16 protein-coding genes and 2 pseudogenes are annotated in these 20,708 nt (G+C 71.8%); 10 read left to right on the top strand and 8 right to left on the bottom strand.

The window, feature by feature from the left end; translation table 11 throughout:
* Together VKA29_RS18710 and fdxA are read left to right on the top strand one after the other, a co-directional pair.
* Positions 1-475 (top strand): annotated as a pseudogene (locus VKA29_RS18710) (2-oxoacid:ferredoxin oxidoreductase subunit beta); the annotation flags it as partial.
* Positions 472-792, top strand: coding sequence for a ferredoxin (gene fdxA / locus VKA29_RS18705; protein WP_324786979.1), 321 nt, complete (start codon positions 472-474; stop codon positions 790-792). The pseudogene VKA29_RS18710 and the gene fdxA, both read left to right, overlap by 4 nt.
* Before the next feature lie 28 nt (positions 793-820).
* Here fdxA and VKA29_RS18700 read toward each other — a convergent pair whose 3' ends face one another.
* The 4 genes and pseudogenes from VKA29_RS18700 to VKA29_RS18680 form a co-directional block, all read right to left on the bottom strand.
* Positions 821-1,600: an exodeoxyribonuclease III gene (locus VKA29_RS18700; RefSeq protein WP_324786978.1), complete on the bottom strand. Its 780-nt coding sequence runs from the start codon at positions 1,598-1,600 to the stop codon at positions 821-823.
* A 70-nt stretch (positions 1,601-1,670) separates the two neighbouring features.
* Positions 1,671-2,306 (bottom strand): MBL fold metallo-hydrolase, encoded by a 636-nt coding sequence (locus tag VKA29_RS18695; RefSeq protein ID WP_324786977.1) that lies wholly within the window; start codon positions 2,304-2,306, stop codon positions 1,671-1,673.
* A gap of 178 nt (positions 2,307-2,484) precedes the next feature.
* Positions 2,485-3,786 (bottom strand): alpha/beta fold hydrolase, encoded by a 1,302-nt coding sequence (locus tag VKA29_RS18690; RefSeq protein ID WP_324786976.1) that lies wholly within the window; start codon positions 3,784-3,786, stop codon positions 2,485-2,487.
* A 245-nt stretch (positions 3,787-4,031) separates the two neighbouring features.
* Positions 4,032-4,271 (bottom strand): annotated as a pseudogene (locus VKA29_RS18680) (hypothetical protein); the annotation flags it as partial.
* Between the two features lie 132 nt (positions 4,272-4,403).
* Between VKA29_RS18680 and VKA29_RS18675 the strand changes: the two are divergent.
* Positions 4,404-4,532: a hypothetical protein gene (locus VKA29_RS18675; protein WP_324786975.1), complete on the top strand. Its 129-nt coding sequence runs from the start codon at positions 4,404-4,406 to the stop codon at positions 4,530-4,532.
* A 109-nt stretch (positions 4,533-4,641) separates the two neighbouring features.
* Here VKA29_RS18675 and VKA29_RS18670 read toward each other — a convergent pair whose 3' ends face one another.
* Positions 4,642-5,238, bottom strand: coding sequence for a TetR/AcrR family transcriptional regulator (locus VKA29_RS18670; protein WP_324786974.1), 597 nt, complete (start codon positions 5,236-5,238; stop codon positions 4,642-4,644).
* A 135-nt stretch (positions 5,239-5,373) separates the two neighbouring features.
* Between VKA29_RS18670 and VKA29_RS18665 the strand changes: the two genes are divergently transcribed.
* Positions 5,374-6,240 (top strand): class I SAM-dependent methyltransferase, encoded by an 867-nt coding sequence (locus VKA29_RS18665; protein WP_324786973.1) that lies wholly within the window; start codon positions 5,374-5,376, stop codon positions 6,238-6,240.
* 610 nt (positions 6,241-6,850) lie between these two features.
* On the opposite strand, the gene VKA29_RS18660 is transcribed toward VKA29_RS18665, so the two are convergent.
* Positions 6,851-10,375, bottom strand: a complete 3,525-nt coding sequence (locus tag VKA29_RS18660; RefSeq protein WP_324786972.1) for a glycosyl hydrolase — start codon at positions 10,373-10,375, stop codon at positions 6,851-6,853.
* 381 nt (positions 10,376-10,756) lie between these two features.
* Between VKA29_RS18660 and VKA29_RS18655 the strand changes: the two genes are divergently transcribed.
* From VKA29_RS18655 to VKA29_RS18630, 6 genes are all read left to right on the top strand, one after another.
* Positions 10,757-12,049, top strand: a complete 1,293-nt coding sequence (locus VKA29_RS18655; protein ID WP_324786971.1) for an ABC transporter substrate-binding protein — start codon at positions 10,757-10,759, stop codon at positions 12,047-12,049.
* A gap of 437 nt (positions 12,050-12,486) precedes the next feature.
* A complete protein-coding gene (locus VKA29_RS18650) occupies positions 12,487-13,797 on the top strand; it encodes an ABC transporter substrate-binding protein (protein WP_324786970.1) in 1,311 nt (436 codons plus the stop codon).
* Positions 13,798-13,911: 114 nt separating this feature from the next.
* A complete protein-coding gene (locus VKA29_RS18645; protein WP_324786969.1) occupies positions 13,912-14,862 on the top strand; it encodes a sugar ABC transporter permease in 951 nt (316 codons plus the stop codon).
* Positions 14,859-15,767 carry a carbohydrate ABC transporter permease gene (locus VKA29_RS18640; RefSeq protein ID WP_324786968.1) on the top strand — a complete coding sequence of 303 codons (909 nt, stop codon included), beginning with the start codon at positions 14,859-14,861 and terminating at the stop codon, positions 15,765-15,767. Before VKA29_RS18645 ends, VKA29_RS18640 begins: the two co-directional genes overlap by 4 nt.
* A 248-nt stretch (positions 15,768-16,015) precedes the next feature.
* Positions 16,016-17,419, top strand: a complete 1,404-nt coding sequence (locus VKA29_RS18635) for a GH1 family beta-glucosidase (protein ID WP_324786967.1) — start codon at positions 16,016-16,018, stop codon at positions 17,417-17,419.
* Between the two features lie 177 nt (positions 17,420-17,596).
* Positions 17,597-18,646, top strand: a complete 1,050-nt coding sequence (locus VKA29_RS18630) for a LacI family DNA-binding transcriptional regulator (RefSeq protein ID WP_324786966.1) — start codon at positions 17,597-17,599, stop codon at positions 18,644-18,646.
* Between the two features lie 412 nt (positions 18,647-19,058).
* On the opposite strand, the gene VKA29_RS18625 is transcribed toward VKA29_RS18630, so the two are convergent.
* A complete protein-coding gene (locus tag VKA29_RS18625; RefSeq protein ID WP_324786965.1) occupies positions 19,059-19,613 on the bottom strand; it encodes an RNA polymerase sigma factor in 555 nt (184 codons plus the stop codon).
* A gap of 670 nt (positions 19,614-20,283) precedes the next feature.
* The gene (locus VKA29_RS18620) at positions 20,284-20,586 is read right to left on the bottom strand and encodes a zf-HC2 domain-containing protein (protein WP_324786964.1); all 303 of its coding nucleotides are present in this window, start codon (positions 20,584-20,586) and stop codon (positions 20,284-20,286) included.
* Positions 20,587-20,708 lie beyond the last annotated feature (122 nt).

Below are 20,708 nucleotides of genomic sequence, written 5' to 3'. Positions count from 1 at the left end.
CCGCCAGGCCGCCGCCCACCCCGGCACCGCCCTCATCGAGATCTACCAGAACTGCAACATCTTCAACGACGGCGCCTACGAAGCCCTCAAGGACAAACAGCAGGCCCAGGAGACGGTGATCCGGCTGGAACACGGCCGGCCGATCCGCTTCGGCGCCGACCGGAGCAAGGGCGTGGTCCGCGACCGGGCCACCGGCGATCTGCAGGTCGTCCCCGTCACCCCCGACAACGAGAGCGAGATCCTGGTGCACGACGCGCACTCCGCCTCGCCGACGACGGCGTTCGCCCTGTCCCGGCTCGCCGACCCCGACACCCTGCACCACACCCCGATCGGCGTGTTCCGGTCCGTGGAACGGCCGGTGTACGACACGCTGATGGCCGACCAGCTGGAGCGGGCCGTCGAACTGCACGGCAAGGGCGACCTCGCCGCCCTTCTCACCGGCAACGACACCTGGACCGTGGGGAGTTCCTCATGACGTACGTGATCGCCCAGCCCTGCGTCGACATCAAGGACAAGGCCTGTGTCGACGAGTGCCCCGTCGACTGCATCTACGAGGGGCCGCGCAAGCTGTACATCAACCCCGACGAGTGCGTGGACTGCGGTGCCTGCGAGCCGGTCTGTCCGATGGAGGCCATCTTCTTCGAGGACGACGTGCCGCAGGAGTGGTCGGACTTCCGCACCGCGGACACGGAGTTCTTCGCCGAGCTGGGCTCCCCGGGCGGCGCCGGCGACCTCGGCCCGGTCGAGCGCGACCACCCCGTCGTCGCCGGGCAGCCCGTGCCGGCCGCCTGAGGGCGCCGCCGCGGGCGGATCCGGCCGACTACACGTCGAGGTCCACGACCACCGGCGCGTGGTCGGAGGCCCCCTTGCCCTTGCGCTCCTCACGGTCCACGTAGGCGTCGGTGACCGCCTTGGCGAACGGCTCGTTGCCGTACACCAGGTCGATGCGCATGCCGCGGTTCTTGGGGAAGCAGAGCTGACGGTAGTCCCAGTAGGTGAACGGGTGGTCGTACTTCAGCGGCCGCGGCACCACGTCGGACAGGCCCACCTCGCGCAGGGCGGTCAGGGCGGCCCGCTCGGCGGGGGTGACGTGGGTGGAGCCCTCGAAGGCGGCGACGTCGTAGACATCGTCGTCGGTCGGCGCCACGTTGTAGTCGCCGAGCACCGCGAAGGGCCTGCTGCCGCCCGCGTCGCCGGCGACCGCCGCCTTCAGTGCCTCGAACCACTGGAGTTTGTAGGCGTAGTGGGGGTGGCCGACCTCGCGTCCGTTGGGCACGTACACCGACCAGACGCGGACCGGGCCGCAGGTCGCCGAGACGGCGCGGGCCTCCCGCGCCCCGTCGTAACCGGGGTCGCCGGGGAGTCCCTTGACCACGTCCGCGAGGCCGACGCGGGAGAGCACCGCCACGCCGTTCCACCGGCCGGTGGCGTGCACCGCCGCCTCGTAGCCCAGCTCGCGCAGCTGGTCGAGCGGGAACTGCTCCTCGGCCAGCTTGGCCTCCTGCAGGCACAGGACGTCCGTGCCGCTGCTCTCCAGCCAGGCCAGCAGCCTCGGCAGGCGGGCGGTGATCGAGTTCACGTTCCAGGTCGCGATGCGCATGCCTGACAACCTACCGGGCGGGTACGACAACCCGTCCGCCCCGCCCGCGGCGCCCGGCCCCGCCCGGTCCCTAGACGTCGGCCGAGTCGCCGGGGGTCAGGCGCAGGTGTTCGGCGCCGCCCAGGGCCCCGATCTGACGATCGTAGATGGGGCGGGCGAGGTCGGTGAGCAGGGCGTCGTGGATGTCGTAGGCACGCTGCGGCTTGACCTCGCGGACGTAGTCGATGACCTCGGAGATCTTGTTCCAGGGGGCCATGACGGGCAGCATCAGCGTCCCCACCGGCCGGTCCGGGACGGTGAGCGCGTCGCCCGGGTGGAAGACCTGCCCGCCGTCGATCAGGTAGCCGACGTTGGTGATGCGCGGGATGTCCGGGTGGATCACCGCGTGCAGTTCCCCGTGGACCTGGACATCGAAACCGGCGGCTTCGAAGGTGTCGCCGTGACCGACGGTGTGCACCCGGCCCGGGAAAGCGGCCGAGATCTGGTCCGCGACCGACTTCAGCGTCCAGATCTCGGCGGCCGGGTTGGCCTCCATGGCGGTCCGCAGCCGGCCTTCGTCGAAGTGGTCGGGGTGCTCGTGCGTGACGAGGAGGGCGTCGGCGCCGACGGCGGCGTCCTCCTCGCTGAACCCTCCGGGGTCGAGGACGAGCGTGCGCCCGTCCTTCTCCAGGCGCACGCAGGAGTGGGACTTCTTCGTGAACTTCATGCGTCCATCCTGCCCCGTCGCGCGGCGGCCGGGGCGGCCCAGCCCGGTGCTCCGGCCACCCGGCCCGCGACCACCGCCCCTGCCGTGATCACTGTCCGGTCCACGGCCACCGCCCGGTCCACGGCCGACCCGCGGTCCACGGTCACTGCCCGGTCCATGGCCACCGCCCGGTCCACGGTCACTGCTCCGGAGTGGTCTCCTCCTGGACGACCTGCCGCGCCACCTCGAAGGCGCGCCCGGCCGCGGGCACGCCGCAGTAGACGGCCGCCTGCAGCAGGACCTCCTTGATCTCGGCCGGGGTCAGACCGTTGCGCAGCGCGGCGCGGGTGTGGGCGGCGAGGTCCTCCAGGTGCCCGCCCGCCACCAGCGCGGTGAGGGTGACACAGCTCCGGGTGCGGCGGTCGAGACCGGGCCGGTCCCAGATCTCGCCCCACGCGTAGCGGGTGACGAAGTCCTGGAAGTCTCCCGAGAACTCGCCGGCCTGGGCCAGCGCCCGGTCGACGTGCGCGTCGCCGAGCACCTCGCGGCGCAGTTTGATCCCGGTGTCGTAGGGGTCGGGCCGTTCCGCGGGGTGCGCGGGCGCGACGGCGGCCGGGGCGATCTCGGCGATCGGCGCGGACCGCGCGGGGGCGGCCGGGACCGGCGTGGCGGGGACCGCGGGAAGGGCCGTCCGGCCGGTGGGGGGCTCGGCCGGGCCGGCCTGCCAGGCGGTGGAGAAGTGCCGTACCAGCAGGTCGGTGACGGCGCCGGGCTGCTCCACCGGTACCAGGTGGGAGGCGCCCGGCACCACGGCGAGCCGGGCGTCCGGTATGCCGGCGACCAGCGTGCGGGCCTCGGCGGGGCCGGTGACCTGGTCGTCGGAGCCGACGAGGACCACGGTCGGCACGCCGATGCGGCCGAGTTCGGCCCGTGCGTCGAACGCGGCGAGCGCCTCGCAGGCGGCGATGTAGCAGCCGGGGTCGGTGGTGCGCACCATCTGCACCGCCCACTCGGTGATGGCCGGCTGGGCGGTCGCGAACTCCTCGGTGAACCAGCGGCCGGGGGACGTGCGGGCGATGGGGTCGAGGCCGTTGGTGCGGACGATCACGCCGCGCTGGCGGAACTCGTCGGCCGTGCCGAAGCGGGGCGAGGCGGCGACCAGCGCCAGCGAGGCGAGCCGCTCCGGCCGACGCAGGGCCAGTTCGATGCCGATCGCCCCGCCGAACGCGCATCCCGCGTAGCCGAAGCGCCGTACGCCGAGCCCGTCGAGCACGTCGAGCAGCCGGGCCGCGAGCTCGGGCACCGAGCCCGCCGGGTGGGCCGGGGAGCCGCCGTGCCCCGGCAGGTCGAACCGGAGGACGCGCCACTGCTTCGCCAGCTCCGGAACCTGCCGGTCCCACATGTGCCAGGTGGTGCCCAGTGAGGGACCCAGGATCAGGACCGGAGCGTCTTCCGGCCCGTCAAAGCGGTATTGCAGGGTGTTCGGTGGTGTCTCACTCACGCCCCAGACCCTCTCACGTCTCACGGACGCCCCTAAAATGCGGGGGTGCTGGGCCCCGGTCTGACCAGGTCGAAGACCTCACGGGCGGCATACCGTTCGAGGCATCGGATGATCTCAGGCCGCGTCTTGCCCTCCTTCGTGCGGCGTTCGTAGTACGCCTGGGTGCGGGGGTCGTGGCGCAGCCGGGTGAACACGATGCGGTGCAGGACGGCGTTGGTCTGCCGGTCGCCGCCGTGGTTGAGCCAGAGCCGGATGGTGGTGGGGATGCCGGCCGGGGAGCCGGACATCAGCGTGACGTCGGCGGCCTCGATGGCGACGTCGGTGCCGGTGCCGATCGCCAGCCCGACATCGGCCCGGGCCAGCGCCGGGGCCTCGTTGATGCCGTCGCCGGCCATGCCGACCCTGCGGCCCTCGGCCTGCGGGCGGGCGACCTCGGCGGCCTTGTCCTCGGGGCGTACCTCGGCGAGCACACGGTCGATGCCCACCAGCCGCAGCGGACGCCCGGCCCGCACCCGGATCCGGTTCGGGGCGTACCCGCACCGCAGCCGTCCCGCCCTGGCGAAAACCTGGAGCGGCATGGCGGTCACGGACGGATGATGAACGCCTGCCGCATCCCTATGATCATCGTCGCGGTCGTACTGGTCGCCACCGGCATCGTCAGCATCGGCTGGCTGTTCGCCGCGTTCGCCTGTCCGGCCGTGATGACGCTGATGATGCGGGGCATGAGCGACGACGGGCACCGCTGACCCGTGACGACGTCGCCCGGCTGTGGCCGAGTTCACGAGGTCCGTTGAGACCGTCGCCACCGACTACCGCCTGCTGAACCGCAGGGCACGAGATGCTCGGTCCGGTCGTCTACGACCGGACCGAGCCGTCGACGAACGCCGTCACCAGCCGCGTCATCAGGGGCCGTGGGTCAGGCGTGCCCGGCCAGCTCGTCATCAGGAGGTGATGTGCGGTGCCGACGACCGCGAGCGCCACCGTGCACGGATCGACGTTCTCCGTCACCCGGCCGAGCTCCCGCTCGGCCTTCAGGTAGCCGGTGATGGCCTCCTGGATCGCCATGAAGCCAGGAGCCCCGCCTTCCAGTGCCTCGCGGATGCGCAGCGCGGCGGCGGGACGCGTCATGGCCAGGCCCGAGATGGCGGGACCGCCGGAGTCGAACAGCGCGAGGGCCACGGCCTCGAGGTTCCGTGCCACCGTGCCCTGGCCGGCGAGCCCCGAGAGTTCCCGCGCCTTCGCCGCCGTCCGCGCGAACCGGTCGAGGCAGAGCTCGGCCACGAACTCGTCCAGTCCCGCGAAGTGCGTGTGCAGCAGTCCCTTGGCGCAGCCCGCCTCGGTGGTGACGGACCGGCTGGTGAGCGCGCCGGGCCCGTCCCTTTCCACGACGCGCTCGGCGGCCGCGAACAGCCGTTCGCGGACGTCCGGTGTCGCCACTCCGCGCGGTGACATGGGCTCCTTCTCCGTTCCGCCTCCACAGCCCCCTGGAGGCACGCTTCGGATAGTAGTCGGCATTGCAAGTTTGGGCAGCCGCCCATATTGTTTGGGCGTACGCCCATTCTCTCCCGTGCACCTCCGGAGGCTCCCGTGCAGGACATCGTCAACACCGAGCAGGCGCAGGCGTGGAACGGCTCCGAAGGAGTCCACTGGGCCCGCAACCAGGACCGCTGGAACGCCGTGAACGAGGGCTTCGACGAGCCGCTCCTCGACGCCGCCGGAATCACCGGGGACCACCGGACCCTCGACCTCGGTTGCGGCTCCGGGCAGACCACCCGCCGCGCCGCTCTCCGGGCGCCCCGAGGGCGCGCGCTGGGTCTGGACCTGTCCGGCCCGATGCTGGCCGAGGCCCGGGCGCGAGCGGCGCGGGAGGGCGTAGCCAACGTCTCCTTCACACAGGGCGACGCGCAGGCGTACCCCTTCGAGGCGGGTGCGTTCGACGCGGCGATCAGCCGCTACGGGGTGATGTTCTTCGCCGACCCCGTGGCGGCCTTCGGCAACGTCGCCAAGGCACTGCGGCCCGGCGGGAGTCTGGCGTTCGTCTGCCCTGCCGATGCCGCGCTCAACGAGTGGGTGGCGGCGGTCGCGTCACTGCGCGATCTCCTGCCCGTCGGCGACTTCGGGCAGCCCGGGCTGCCCGGCATGTTCTCGCTCGCCGACCCGGACCGCATCCGCGACGTCCTCACCCGGGCCGGACTCACCGGCATCGCGATCAAGCAGGTGGAGGCGTACGGGGTCTGGGGACGCGGGGCCGAGGACGCGGCACGGTTCCTGCTGGGGACGGGACCCGGTCGCCATCTGCTGGACCAGGCCGACCAGCCCGCGCAGGCTCGTGTCCTCCGTACCCTGACGGACCATCTGCGCGACCACGAGGCGGCGGACGGCACGGTCCGGCTGCGCAGTACGTCGTGGCTGGTCACGGCGGAGCGTCCGGCCGATCCGTCAGACGGGCGCTGACACTCGCCCTGTCGGTGCGGCACGCGGCCGACGCCGGACCGGGTCGCCGCCGCCGCTCCGCCGCCCGCGGGCCTCGGGGCGGCCGTTCGACGGCTGCCCCGAGGCCCGGCCGGCCCGGGGATCCACTGCTTGCCGAGCGTCTTGTTCATCTCGGTGATCTCGGCCGACTGCGAGGTGACACGATCGACTTCGCCATCGCCTGGGCCGGCGTCGGGACAGGAGTTGCACCCTGTCGTGGCCTGCTCGGTGAAGAAGCCCCGTGGTGATGGTTCCCGACGGGGCTCCGCCGTATCACCAGCGATCACCTGTCACGAATTGCGCGGACCCTCCCGGACCAGAAGGCGCTGACCTGCAATTCCATGCCCGCAATGGACCAGCGCCCACGGACGCCTATGACAACCTGTGCCAGGTGGTGCCCGGTGAGGGACCTGGGATCAGGACCGGGGCCTCTTCCGGACCCGGCCTGTCGAAGCGGTACTGGAGGGTGTTCTGTGGTGTCCCGCTCACCCCTCAGGACCTCTCACGTGTCACGGGATCCCCATGACGCGGCACCCGTTCGAGCCGGGGAAGCCTGGACCCCTCGGGGGTCCAGGCCGGCCCGCCGCGTCCGTCAGGCGTACGGCAGGTGCAGGACGGAGAGGTTGCCGGTGCCCAGGGCGCTGGCGCTGGTGCCGAGGGCGTTCCAGACCTTCGCCTGGACCTTTCCGTTCTTCAGGTCACAGGTCGAGCCGCTGGACGAGGCCAGACCCTTGGACTGCGTGTAGTGCTCCCATCCCGCCACCGGGTCGGTGGCGAAGTAGTTGTAGGTCTCCACACGGTCCCAGCTGCCGTCGCCGGTGCAGTCGTAGGACAGCCGCACCTGGACGCCGTTGCCGACCGCGGTGCCGGCGTCGACCGCGAGGTCGAAGGTCGGGGTGCCGCCGTTGTAGGTGAGGTTGACACCGGCTGCGGTCATCGTCACCGGCTGGTACGGGCTGCCGTCGTGGTTCGCGCCGTCGCCGGCGGTCACCGAGACGCTGCCGGCGGCGCTCGTGCCGGGGGTCAGCGAACCGTCGTTCTGCAGGTACAGCGTCGGCGAGGTGATACCCGTTCCCGACGTCGTGGTCGACGTGGCCGAGGCCGACGGGCTGCCGCCGCCGTCGGTCATCGTGTAAGGCAGGTTGAACACCGAGAGGTCGCCGGTGCCCAGGGCGCCGGGGTTGCTGCCCAGGGCGTTCCAGACCTTCGCCTGGACCTTTCCGTTCTTCAGGTCACAGGCGGTACCGGTGGCCGAGACCAGCCCGGAGGTCTCCTTGTAGTGCTCCCAGCCCGGGACCGGGTCGGTGGCGTAGTAGTGGTAGGTCTCCACACGGTTCCAGGTGCCGCTGCCGGTGCAGTCGTAGGACAGCTGCACCTGGACGGCGTTGCCGACCGCGGTGCCGGCGTCGACCGCGAGGTCGAAGGTCGGGGTGCCGCCGTTGAAGGTGCCGGTCAGACCGCCGGCGGTGAGCGTCACCGGCTGGTACGGGCTGCCGTCGTGGTTGGCGCCGTCGGCGGAGGGCACCGGGACACTGCCGGATGCACTCGTCGCGGCGGTCAGCGACCCGTCGGTCTGCGCGTAGAGCGTCGAGGAGTTGCCGCCGCCGGGGGGCGGGCTGGTGCTCGCGGGCGGGGTCGAGATGTCCGTCGACGGCGGGGTGGAGGTGTCCGTCGACGGCGGGGTGCCGTTGCCGCCGCTCCAGTTCTGCGCTCCGGAGGCGACCGTCTTCCCGGCGGGGACGTCGACGGTGGTTCCGTCGGAGAAGTGCACCGTCGAACCCGTGCCGGTGGCGTCGGAGGCGACGTAGGTGCGTTCGCCGTTCTTCACGAAGACCGAGCTCAGCGGGCTGTCCGCGGTGACGGTGGTGTCGACGGTGCCCAGGGCGGCGAGGTTGCGGATCCAGTGGAAGGTGTGCGCCTTGCTCTCGCCCTCCTCCGAGGCGAAGGAGTTGTTCGCCTTGAAGTTGGCGAGGGCCGCGGCGCCGTCGCCGAGGGCCTGGTACTCGTACCAGATGTCGGTCCAGATGGTGGGCTGGGTCTTGCCGCTCTGGTCCAGCATCTCCTGGTAGTTGGCCTTGACGTACGCCGGGTCGTAGCCCAGGTACAGGTGGCCGCCGGTCACCGGCAGCAGGTTGATGCCCTGGATCTGCTCGGGCGCGCTGGAGAACCAGGTGGAGTAGGCGCCGCCGTTGCCCCAGACCATGCCGACTTCCTTGTGCTTGAAGTCGGAGGGGTAGACGTCGTCCTTGGTGTCGAACCAGTAGTCCTGGATCGCGGCGGCCTGCGTGGTGTACATGTAGATGCCCGCGTCGCGGACGGTCTTGTTCCCGGTGGCGATGCCCCACTGGATCAGCGCGTTGTCGAAGTTCATGCCCTCCGACGACGACTCCTGGTTGTTGCCCGCGGCGAACGAGCCGTGGCCCGAGGCCCAGTCGTGGCCGCTGTAGATGTCGAAGTCACGCAGGTAGGGGAAGCGCTTGTCGGTGCGGTCGTAGTTGTTCGCGTCGCGGATGAGCAGGTCGACCATGCCGCCGTACTGGCCGGAGGCGGCCCAGGCCGGGTCGAACTTGGCGAGGGTCGCGGCGGCCGCGACGTAGTAGCCGTAGTGGAAGTGGTGGTCGTTGAGTTCCTGGTCGGAGCCGTAGGAGGCCGGGTAGCCGATCAGGGTGCCCCACTTGTCGTCGTAGTAGAACAGGTGCCCCGTCTCGTTCTGCGACGCGGTGAACCAGTCCGTCAGCTTCGACTTGATCGTGGCCAGGGCCGCGTCGCGCACCGCCGTGTTGCCGGTCTGGTCGGCGATCTCCGCCAGGCGCGCGGCCCGTCCGAGCCCCTTGCCCGTCCAGTAGGTGTCGTCGCTCTGCTGCCGGGCCGGGTCGGCCTTCTCCGCGTTCAGGTAGTTCTGCAGCGTGGTGGAGTCGGAGCCGGAACTGTCGGCGACCGCCGGCACCTCGGGCAGGACACCGTGGAAGAGCATCGACGTCGTGAAGGAGTCGATGCCCGCGAGGATCTTGAGCGGGCCGCGGGAGGAGATGTACTTCTCCGGCAGCGGGGTGCCGCCGGCGAGGTACCGCCACTGGTGCGGCATCAGGGCGGCGACCGTACCGGTCCCCGTTCCCTCCATCGCCTTGGTGGTGTACTTGTAGGTCGTCGTGACGGTGCTGGTCGCCTCGTCGTACGTGTAGGAGACGGCGGTACCGGTGACGTGGTCGTGGGCGTACTTGGCGTACTCGTCCGCGAGCGCGGCCCGGTCGGACGCCGAGGTCGACGACGTGGTCGGCAGCACCGCGACGGAGAAGTAGTCCTTGCCGCCCAGCGAGGAAGTGAGGGTGGAACCGCTCACGGACCAGGTGGAACCGGTCGGGGCGAAGGCGACGTAGTCGTGCCCGTTGATGTTGTAGCCGATGGTGCCGCCGGAGTTGGACCACACGTTCAGGGTCGCGGTGGAGGAACCCTTGATCTGCGCGTTGCCGCCGGTGGCGCGGTAGTACGAGAAGGGCAGACCGGAGCCGATGGTGGCCCGCAGCGTGTGCGCGCCGTCCGTCAGCAGGGGGCTGACGGTCCAGTCGGTCCAGTCGTCGACCTTCACCTCGGGGGCGGCGAGACCCGCGACGCCGACGGTGAAGTCCTCGGCGTAGTTGTAGTGGTACTCACCGACGCCCTTGGCGCTGCCGGAGATCGCCGGGGTGGTGCTGTAGGAGACGCCCAGGCCGCCGGACTGGGCCTTGTAGCCGAGCGGCTGCGCGAACAGCGGCTCGCCGTAGGCGCAGTTGGTGCGCTTCCACAGGATCGACGACCACCAGTCGTTGGTGGGCACCGCTCCCGACGGGGCGTTGGGCGTGGCCCAGCGCCGGGGGTTGGTCGACAGGTCGCCACAACCCGACGGCAGCGGGCCGGGAGGGGTCGTGGTGTAGCTGCCCTGGCCGACGGTTCCGGCGCTGGCGGACTGTGAGGTGAGCACGGTCAGCACGGCGCCGAGCAGGGTGACCACCAGCCCGATGACCGCGGTCCGCGAGTGCCGGGAAGACGGCCGGGCGGGTCTGTGCCCAGTGGCCGGGGAGGCGTCCGTTGGAGCGCCGCGCTCCGCCGCTCCGGGCGGCGGATGGCTCGCAGAGTGCATGGAATCTCCTGTTGGTGAGGCGTCGCGCGGGCCGCACGCGACCAGACAGACGTATGTGCTCCCGTGGAGCACATACGCGAGGAGAGGAACAGCCGCGGGCGGTGGCCGGTCGCGCTGGGCTGGAGGGTGCGCCCTCACGGTTTTTGAGAGCGTTTTCAAGATGGGGAGGCTAGGGACAGCGTCCGGACAGTGTCAACACATGTGCACCGTTCTTTCGAGGGGCCTTCACGGCGAGGTGCCGATTTCCACTCGCCCACAACGCCCGATGCAGCTCAGACACTTGACGGAGCGCCAGGCCGATTGCACTGTCGTACGGGCCGAGAGCGCTCTCAGAGGTTGTCGGCGCACGGACACCGCCTCACGACCTGGAGACCGATCCCCATGCCTCCGTTCAGACCATTCCGGCCACTGGCTCTCGGCGCCGCGGCTCTCGCCGTCTGCCTCGCGGCCGGCGCCTGCACCCTCTCGGACAGCGATTCCGCGAACAGGATCACCCTGACCGTCGACCTGTTCGGATCCTTCGGGTTCAAGGAGGCGGGCCTGTACGACGAGTACATGAAGGCCCATCCGAACATCGTCATCAAGGAGTCCGGGACGCCCGACGAGGGCCGGTACTGGAAGAACCTCAGGAACAGGCTGGACTCGGGCACCGGACTGGCGGACGTCCAGGGCCTGTCGGCGGACCGGCTGGCCGGCGTGGTGCGGCGCCGGGCGGGCAGTTTCACCGACCTGAGGGCCGTCGGCCTCGCCGCCGCCGACCAGGGGCTCCTGCCGTGGAAGAGCGCCGCCGCCACGGCCGGGGACGGCAGGGTGCTGGCCGTCGGCACCGACAGCGGACCCGAGGCGATCTGCTACCGCACCGATCTCCTGAAGGCCGCCGGCCTTCCGACCAGGCGCGACAAGCTCGCGGCCAAGTGGTCCACCTGGGACGGCTACTTGGCGCTCGGCAGGAAGTACGCGGCCAAGGCCGGGCCCGGCCACGCCTGGACGGACAGCGCCGAGAGCCTGTTCACCGCCGAGATGGGGCAGCAGCGCGTGCGCTACACCGACGAACACGGCAAGCCCGTGCACGCGGACAACCCCGCCGTGAAGACGGCGTGGAAGCATGCCGCCCGCCTCGTCGAGGACCGGCTGACGGCCAAGGCGCCGCAGAACAGCGCGAAGTGGAACAAGGCCCTGTCGTCCGGTGGGTTCGCGACGGTGATCTGCCCCGCCTGGATGCTCGACCGCATCGAGGCCCGGGCCGGCGACCGCTACGCCGGCCGGTGGGACGTGGCGCCCGCACCCGGGAGGGCCGGCAACGTCGGCGGCTCCTACCTGGCGATTCCCGGCACGTCGAAGCACCCCGAGGAGGCCGCGGCACTGGTCGAATGGCTCACCGCCGAGCAGCAGCAGGTCAGGCTGTTCACCCGGCGCGGCCTCTTCCCGTCCAGCCAGGGAGCGCAGGCGCAGGTCAGGCTGGCCCAGGACCCGTACTTCAACAACGCTCCGGTCGGGGAGATCTTCACCCAGGCCGCCGCCGGGACGGCCGTATGGGTGTCCGGGGCCGACGACACCGCGGTGCAGCGGGAGTTCGACGACGAGCTGCGCGCGATGGAGAGTGCCGGAATCTCGCGGGAGACGGGCTGGAAGCGCGCGTTGGCCGGCGCCGACAAGATCGTCGGGTCGCGCTGACACCTTCGGGCGGCGCGCTCCCGCCGCCGGACGGCGTAGAGCGCTCTCAACCGTTGGCCGCCCGCCGTCGACGGCCGGGCTTCCCCGGCCACTGCGGCGCGGCAGCGCGTGGGCCGGCCGCGACCGCCGCCATGGCGAACTCAAGGGGATGAATCACCGGCCGAACCCGCACACACGCCGGACCGGCGCCCGGAACGTCCCACCCCACCCCCGTGACCAGGGGCGCGGCACCCGCACGGCCACACGTTCGACGCCGGACCGGCCCGCCCGGCCGCCGCGGCCGGGCACGTCCGGGCCCGCTTGATTCATTCCGTTGCCGGCAGGGCCCTTGACGTCCGGGGGGCCGCTGCGGAAACTCTGACAACCGCTTGAGAGCGCTCTCAGAGCGCCCGGCGGTCCTGTCCCGTACTCCGTCCCCGAAGCCATCGGAGGCTTCCATGCACATCTCTCGAGCCGCCGGACGAGCCACCCTCAGACTCGGGGCGGTCGCACTTGCCGGTGCTCTCCTCGCCGCCTGCGGGTCCGGTTCCTCGGACTCCTCCCAGTCGCCCGGCAAGAACGGGAAGGTCACTCTCACGGTCGACCTGTTCGGCACCTTCGGCTTCAAGGAGGCCGGCCTGTACGACGAGTACCAGAAGCTGCACCCCAACGTCACGATCAAGGAGTCCAGCACCGAGAACGAGGCCGACTACTGGAAGGCGCTGCAGACCCGGCTCGCCGGCGGCGGCGGCCTCGCCGACGTCCAGGGCATCGAGGTGGGCCGCGTCCCGTCGGTCACCCAGCAGCAGGCCGACAAGTTCGAGGACCTGAACGCCTTCGGGGCCGAGGCCCTGAAGAACGACTACTCCGAGGCCAAGTGGGCGGGGATGGCCACGCCCGACGGCCGCACCCTCGGCCTGGGCACCGACGTCGGCCCGGAGGCGATCTGCTACCGCTCCGACCTGTTCCAGAAGGCCGGGCTGCCCACCGACCGCGACGAGCTGGCGAAGCAGTGGGCCGACTGGGACGGCTACCTCGAACTGGGCAAGCGGTACCAGGCCAAGGCGGGCGCCAAGAGCCACTGGATGGACAGCGTCGGCAGCCTCTACTCGCTGATCATCGGGCAGCAGAAGGAGCGCTACTACGACGCCTCCGGAAAGCTGATCTACCAGGACAACCAGGCCGTCAAGTCGGCCTGGGACACGTCGGTCAAGGCCGCCCAGGACGGGTTGAGCGCCAGGCTCGCCCAGTGGACGCCGGCCTGGAACCAGGCGTTCAGCAGCGGTTCCTTCGCCACCATCGGCTGCCCCGCCTGGATGCTCGGCTACATCAAGGGCCAGGCCGGTGCCGCCGGCACCGGCAAGTGGGACGTCGCCCCGCTGCCCGGCGGCGCGGCCGGCAACTGGGGCGGCTCGTACCTGTCCATCCCCAAGGGCTCGCAGCACGCGAAGGAGGCCTACGCCCTGATCAAGTGGCTGACGGCGGCTCCGCAGCAGGAGAAGCTCTTCAAGAAGCAGGGCAGCTTCCCCTCCAGCGTCGGCGCCATCGAGGCGGTCAAGGACGTCAAGGACGCCTACTTCGGCAACGCTCCGATCGGTGAGATCTTCGGCAAGGCCGCCGAGACCTCTCCCGTCCAGGTGATGGGCGTGCACGACAACGACGTGAACGTGCAGATCACCAACGCGCTCGGCGAGGTCGAACGCAAGGGCACCAGCGGCGCCACCGCGTGGAGCCACGCCGAGAAGGGCATCGAGAACGCGGTCGGCTGACGAGCCGCCGGCCGCCGTGGGGCGCGAAGGTCCTTCCTCCTCCCCGGCTCCGCCGCTCCTTCGCGCCCCTCCCCCTGACGTCCCTGCCGGACCTCTTCGATCGAAGGTCTCACCATGACCCTGACCGCCACCGCCCCGCGGCGGACGGCGCGGCCACCGGCCCCCCTGCGGCGGCACCTGGCCCGGCTGTCGCCGTACGCGTACGTCACTCCGTTCTTCGCCCTGTTCGCCGCCTTCGGGCTGTTCCCGCTGCTCTACACCGCGTACGTCGCTTTCTACCGCGTCGAGCTGCAGACACCGGGGGAGATGGAATGGCGGGGCCTGGGCAACTACACCGCGATCCTCGGCGACGAGTTCTTCTGGACCGCGCTGCGCAACACCTTCACCATCGGCGTGATCTCCACCGTCCCGCAGCTGCTGATGGCGCTCGGCCTGGCCCACCTGCTCAACTACAAGCTGCGCGGCCGCAACTTCTTCCGCGTCACCATGCTGCTGCCCTACGCCACCTCCGTGGCCGCGGCCACCCTGGTCTTCGCCCAGCTCTTCGGGCGCGACTTCGGCCTGATCAACTACCTGATCGGCCTGGTCGGCATCGACCCGGTCGACTGGCAGTCCGGCACGGTCGCCTCGCAGATCGCCGTGTCCACCATCGTCACCTGGCGCTGGACCGGCTACAACGCGCTGATCTACCTGGCCGGCATGCAGTCGATCCCGGCCGAGCTGTACGAGGCGGCCGAGCTGGACGGCGCCTCACGCTTCCGGCAGTTCCTTCACGTCACGCTGCCCGGACTGCGCCCCACCGTCCTGTTCACCGTCGTGGTGTCCACCATCGGCGCCACCCAGCTGTTCGGCGAACCGCTGCTGTTCGAGGGAAGCATCTCCGGCGGCATCTCGCACCAGTACCAGACCCTCGGCCTGTACATGTACGAGCAGGGCTGGGGCTTCTTCCACCTCGGCCGTGCCGCCGCCATCGCCTGGGTGATGTTCCTGCTCATCGTCCTGCTGGTGCTGGTCAACACCGCCATCGCCCGTCGCCGCAGCGGTAAGGAGACCACCGAGCGATGACCACACTCGCCACACCGCAGCGCACCCGCGAGTCCGCCGATCCGGGTACCCGTCCTGTCTCCCGCCCGCGCGGGGGGCGGGCGGGGGGCCAGCACCACGGGGGCCGTCTGGCGTACGTGATCCTCATCGCGGCAGCCCTGTTCTCGGCGTTCCCCTTCTACTGGACGATCGTCGCGGCCACCCGCTCCAACGCGGATCTGGCCAGGAGGCCCCCGGCGCTGCTGCCCGGCGGCAACCTGATGCACAACTTCCGCCAGGTGCTGGAGCAGGCCGACATCGGCAAGGCGCTGCTCAACTCACTGATCGTCTCCGGATCGGTGACGGTGGGGACCGTCATGTGCTCCACCCTGGCCGGCTTCGCCTTCGCCAAGCTCCGCTTCCGGGGCCGCAACGCGCTGCTCGCCCTCACCGTCGGCACCATGATGATCCCGCCCCAGCTCGGGGTGATCCCGCTGTTCATGGTCATCGCCGAGCTGCACTGGGTGAACCAGCTCCAGGCCGTCATCCTGCCCGGGCTGGTGTCCGCCTTCGGAGTCTTCTTCATGCGCCAGTACCTGGTGCAGGCACTGCCCGACGAGCTGATCGAGGCGGGGCGGGTCGACGGCGCGTCGACGGCGCGGATCTTCTGGAGCATCGTCGTCCCGGTCGCACGGCCGGGCATGGCGGTACTCGGGATCCTGACCTTCATGGCCTCCTGGAACGACTTCTTCTGGCCGATCATCGCCCTCACCTCGCAGGAGCCGACGGTGCAGGTCGCCCTGCGACAGCTGGGCGGAGGGTACGTGCACGACCAGTCCGTCATCATGGCCGGCACCCTGCTCGGCACACTGCCCGTGCTGCTGGTCTTCGGCCTGCTCGGCCGGCACATCGTGGGCGGCATCATGCAGGGCGCCGTCAAGGGGTAGGCGCGGCGCCGACCACGCCTGCCGGCGCGGACGCCACGTCACGCCGCAGACGGCCCCCGGTCCGTCTTCCTGTGCCCCGGCGCGGTTTCGTCCGCCCCGCTCATCCGCCCCGGGGCCGGGCCGGCCGGGGGCCCGCCCGTACGTCCCCGCCCGGCGGTCCGCGGCCGGACGACCCCTTCCACAACCGACGCAGCACCGGGGAGCGGCCACAGCCCGCGCCTTCGGTACGACATCACGATGGAGCTTCGATGACCACTGCCACCCCCCGCACCACGGACGTCTCCGAGAGGACGTTCCCGTCGGGGTTCCGCTGGGGTGCCGCGACCGCCGCCTACCAGATCGAGGGGGCCGCGCACGAGGACGGTCGCACACCGTCCATCTGGGACACCTTCAGCCGGACGCCGGGGAAGGTCCGCAACGGCGACACCGGGGACATCGCGGCCGACCACTACCACCGCATGCCCGAGGACGTGGCGCTCATGGCCGCCCTCGGCCTGACGGACTACCGCTTCTCCGTCTCCTGGCCCCGGGTGCAGCCGACGGGCCGCGGTCCGGCCAGCCAGAAGGGCCTGGACTTCTACCGCGCCCTGGTCGACGAGCTGCTCGCCAAGGGCATCCACCCCGTGCTGACCCTCTACCACTGGGACCTCCCGCAGGAGCTGGAGGACGCCGGCGGCTGGCCCGAGCGTGACACCGCCCACCGGTTCGCCGAGTACACCGCGCTCGTCGCCGACGCGCTGGGCGACCGGGTCGGCACCTGGACGACGCTGAACGAACCGTGGTGCGCGGCGTTCCTCGGCTACGCCGAGGGCGTCCACGCGCCGGGCCGCACCGAACCGGAGGCCGCGCTGCGGGCGGCGCACCACCTGAACCTGGCCCACGGCCTGGGCGTCGGTGTGCTGCGCCGGCTGGTGCAGCCGTCGGCCGAGGTATCGCTGACCCTCAACCTCGCCGCCGTCCGCCCGCTGAGCGACGGCCCCACCGACGTGGACGCGGCTCGGCGGATCGACGCGCTGGCCAACCGCGTCTTCCTGGACCCGGTCTTCCACGGCCGCTATCCGCACGACCTGCGGGCGGACACCGCGGCGCTCACCGACTGGTCCTTCGTGCGGGACGGCGACCTGGCGATCATCTCCCGCCCCGTCGACAGCCTGGGCATCAACTACTACACGCCCACCGTGGTCGCCGCCGGCTCCCACCCGCTGCCGTCGGCCTGGCCCGCCGCTCAGGACCGGGCGATGTTCCTGCCCGCCCGGGGCCCGCGCACCGCCATGGACTGGCCGGTGGACGCCGACGGCCTGTACGAACTGCTGACCCGGCTGCGGGACGAGCTGCCGGACACCCCGCTGCTCGTGACCGAGAACGGCGCGGCCTACGACGACTACGCCGACCCGCACGGTGCCGTTCACGACCCGGAACGGATCTCGTACCTCGGAGCGCACCTGGAGGCGGTGCACCGGGCGATGGCGGAAGGCGCCGACGTCCGCGGGTACTTCCTGTGGTCGCTGCTGGACAACTTCGAGTGGGCCTACGGCTACAGCAAGCGATTCGGCATGGTGCACGTGGACTACGCCAGCCAGCGCCGCACTCCGAAGGACAGCGCGCTGTGGTACGCGGACGTGGTGGCGCGCTCCGGGCTGCCGCGCTCCTGACCCGGCGCGGGCCTCCCGGCCCGGCCGGGCCCACGCCGGGTCCGGCGAGCCGGGGGCCGTGTGCCCGGCGCGGACGTGCGGCGCGCGCAAGCTGACATGAGAGCGCTCTCTAAAAGAACGGCGGCCAGTGGGCCACCCGGGGGTTACGCTGTTCAGGATCCCTGAGAGGAGCGTTCCTTGTCCGACCAGATCTCCGTGCGCCGCCCCACGCTGGAAGCCGTCGCCGCACGGGCGGGCGTCTCGCGGGCCACCGTGTCCCGAGTCGTCAACGGGGGCGACGGAGTGCGCGAGGCCCTGGTGGAGAAGGTGCGCCGTGCCGTCGACGAATTGGGGTACGTGCCGAACCAGGCGGCCCGTACCCTGGTCACCCGGCGCACCGGGGCGATCGCCGTCATCGCCGCGGAGCCGGAGACCAAGGTCTTCACCAACCCCTTCTTCGCCGAGCAGCTCCTGGGCATCAGCCGGGAGCTGGCCGGGCACGACCACCAGCTGGTCCTGCTGCTCACGGAGGGAGCGGCCGACTACGAGCGGGTGGGCCGCTACCTCGCCGGCGGACACGTCGACGGTGCCGTGCTGTTCTCCCTGCACGACGAGGACCCGCTGCCGGACATCGTCCGCCGGGTCGGCATCCCGACCGTCTTCGGCGGCCGTCCCTGCTGGCCGGGAGCGGAGACGGACCGCAACCTCCTCTACGTCGACTCGGACAACCGCGGCGGCGCCCGCGAGGCTGTCCGCCACCTCATCTCGCTGGGACGCAGCCGTATCGCGACGATCACCGGGCCGATGGACCAGATGGCGTCCGTCGACCGGCTCGACGGCTACCACGACATCCTGATGGACGCCGACCCCCGGCTCGTCGTCGAGGGCGACTTCAGCGAAGCGAGCGGCGCGCAGGCGATGGCCGAGCTGCTGGACCGCGTCCCCGACCTGGACGGGGTCTTCGTCGCCTCCGACCTCATGGCCGTGGGCGCGCTGCGCGTCCTGCGGGAACGCGGGCGCCGGGTGCCCGAGGACGTGGCGGTGGTCGGCTTCGACGACATGGCGAAGGTGGCCGAGCTGACCGATCCGCCGCTGACCACGGTCCGCCAGGAGATCGAGGAGATGGGGCGGCTGGTGGTGCGACTGCTGCTGCGCAGCCTCGACCGGCAGGCGCCGGGCAGCAGCGTCGGCCGTCCGCCGTCCTCCGTGATCATCCCGACCCGGTTGGTCCGGCGGGCCTCGGCCTGAGCGGACCTCCACGGACCTTCGTCCGTCCGGCCGGCGGTCGTGGGCGCCGCTGCGGCCTGTCCCCGCGGGGGCGGGCCGTGACGCGGTTCGATCCTCGGTCAGGGCGACGTCCTGCTGCCGCACCGGACGGAAGTACGGCAGGGGCTGTCCGGCGGCGGGTGGCGGAAGACGGGCCCGCCCGGACCCACTGGCGCAGTCGCACTGGCGCCGTCGCACTCGGATGCCGGCTCGGGATCGTCGTGCACCAGACCGCCTCCGCCCGTGCCGTCCGCGTGGGAACCGACGTGCGGGGCTTCGGACAGCGGACCCTCGGACAGCGGACCCGCCTCGCCAGGGACGACGGAGCGGATGGTGGTCGGATACGGGGCACCGCACCGGGGCGAGCGGGTCGGGTCGGGGGCGGCCCCCCGGGTCACGCCCTCCTGCCGTTCGGCTTCGGTGCGAGTCCGGCCGCGACGAGCTGGGTCCGCATGCGCTTGCGGGCCCGGTGCAGCCGGCTCATCACGGTCCCCTCCGGCACACCGAGCACCTCGGCGGCCTCCGCGTAGCTCAGCCCGCCGATGTCCACCAGCCGTACGACCTCACGGTGCTTGTCGGGCAGGGCGGCCAGCGCGGCGCCGACCGCTTCCTCGAAGCCCTCGCCGATCACCACGTCCTCCGGTGAGGCCACCGCCCGGGCGGACGGCACGCGGTCGAGGTCGGTGTCCGGGTCGTCGAGGAGGTGGGGCCTGCGGCGGCGGTGCCGGTTGATCTCCACCCGGCGCATGATGGTCAGCAGCCAGGCGCGCGGATGCTCGCCGTCGAACCGGTCGATCGCCCGGTAGGCGCGCAACAGTGTCTCCTGCACCAGGTCGTCGGCGTCCGCGGGCTGCGCGGTGAGCGTCATCGCCACCCGCAGCAGCACCTCCACCTCGGGCAGCACGAACTCCACGAACGCCTCGTCCCGCACCTCAGACGGCTCGGCCACACTGTCTCCCACGGGCTGGTATCCCCCAGGCCAACCTGAGCATTCCACGCGGACGGACACCTCGTAACGCGGACTTCCGGCGCACGACGGAACCGGGTGCCCGCGCGCGGTGCCGGTGGCGGGCGGAGTGCCGCGAGTGGCCGCGCCGGGTGCGACCGGCACCGCGCGGCCGAGGTCCGGACACGCCACCGCGCCGACGCCCTTGTCCGCACTGCCCCGCCGGTCCGCGGCCGGCCGGGCCACCGGCCGGCGCAGGCGGGCCGGCGCGGGCGGATTCCCGCGGCGGTCCGGCTGATCCGGATGGACCGGTCCGGCACCGCGGCGGGCCGGATGAAGGTCTTCCCGCCCTCGGCCGAAAGGGTGAACCGGCTCGCCCCGTCCCATCGGTCGGGCGGCCGACGGACCGTGGCGTGCGGATCCGCGCGGTCGGCACGGAACACTCGCCCTCCGGGTGCGGCGGCAGGGACCCGCCACGCGCCCGGGTGCAGCTGCCCGTCCGGCTCGGACCGCGCCCGGCCACCGGTGCGCGGTCGGCCACCGGTGCGCGCCCGGCCGCAGGTGCGCGGTGGGCCGGGTCCTGCCCGACGGCCCGCGGTCCGGAAGCCCGCCTCCGACAGCGGCGTCTCGGACGGCTCCGGCGGGCCACCCGCTCCTGCCGTCCGCACCGGTCTCACACCCCGGTCCTGCGCTTGTGCTGCCCGTCCGCGTCGCTCCGCAGCAGTCCCCCGGCGAATCCGCGCAGCCGTTCGACCGCGTCGAGGTCCGGCTCCGGCCGGCGGGCGAGCGCGTCCTTGATCCTCCGGTAGGTCTCGGCGTCCGGTCCGCAGCGGTGGCAGTCCTCCAGATGGGCCGCCACCCGCCGGGCGGTCGCCTCGTCGGTCTCCCCGTCCAGGTACGCCTGCAGGGCCCGGGCCGCCTGTGTGCAGGTCGTCCCGCGGTCGGCGGGTCGTCCGCGCTTCCCCCAGATGCTCACCGCTCACCTCTTTCCGGCACCGGCCCGGCCGCCGTCGATGTCCACCGGACGGAACATCCGCGTCTGCCATGACCTCGTGGAACGTCGGTCCGGCCCTGGTCCCGCACCGGTTCTGCGGCCGG

The sequence above is a fragment of the Streptomyces sp. H51 genome (assembly GCF_035656535.1).
In the GTDB taxonomy this organism is placed as follows: Bacteria; Actinomycetota; Actinomycetes; order Streptomycetales; family Streptomycetaceae; genus Streptomyces.
This window is presented reverse-complemented; position numbering and strand designations above follow the sequence as displayed.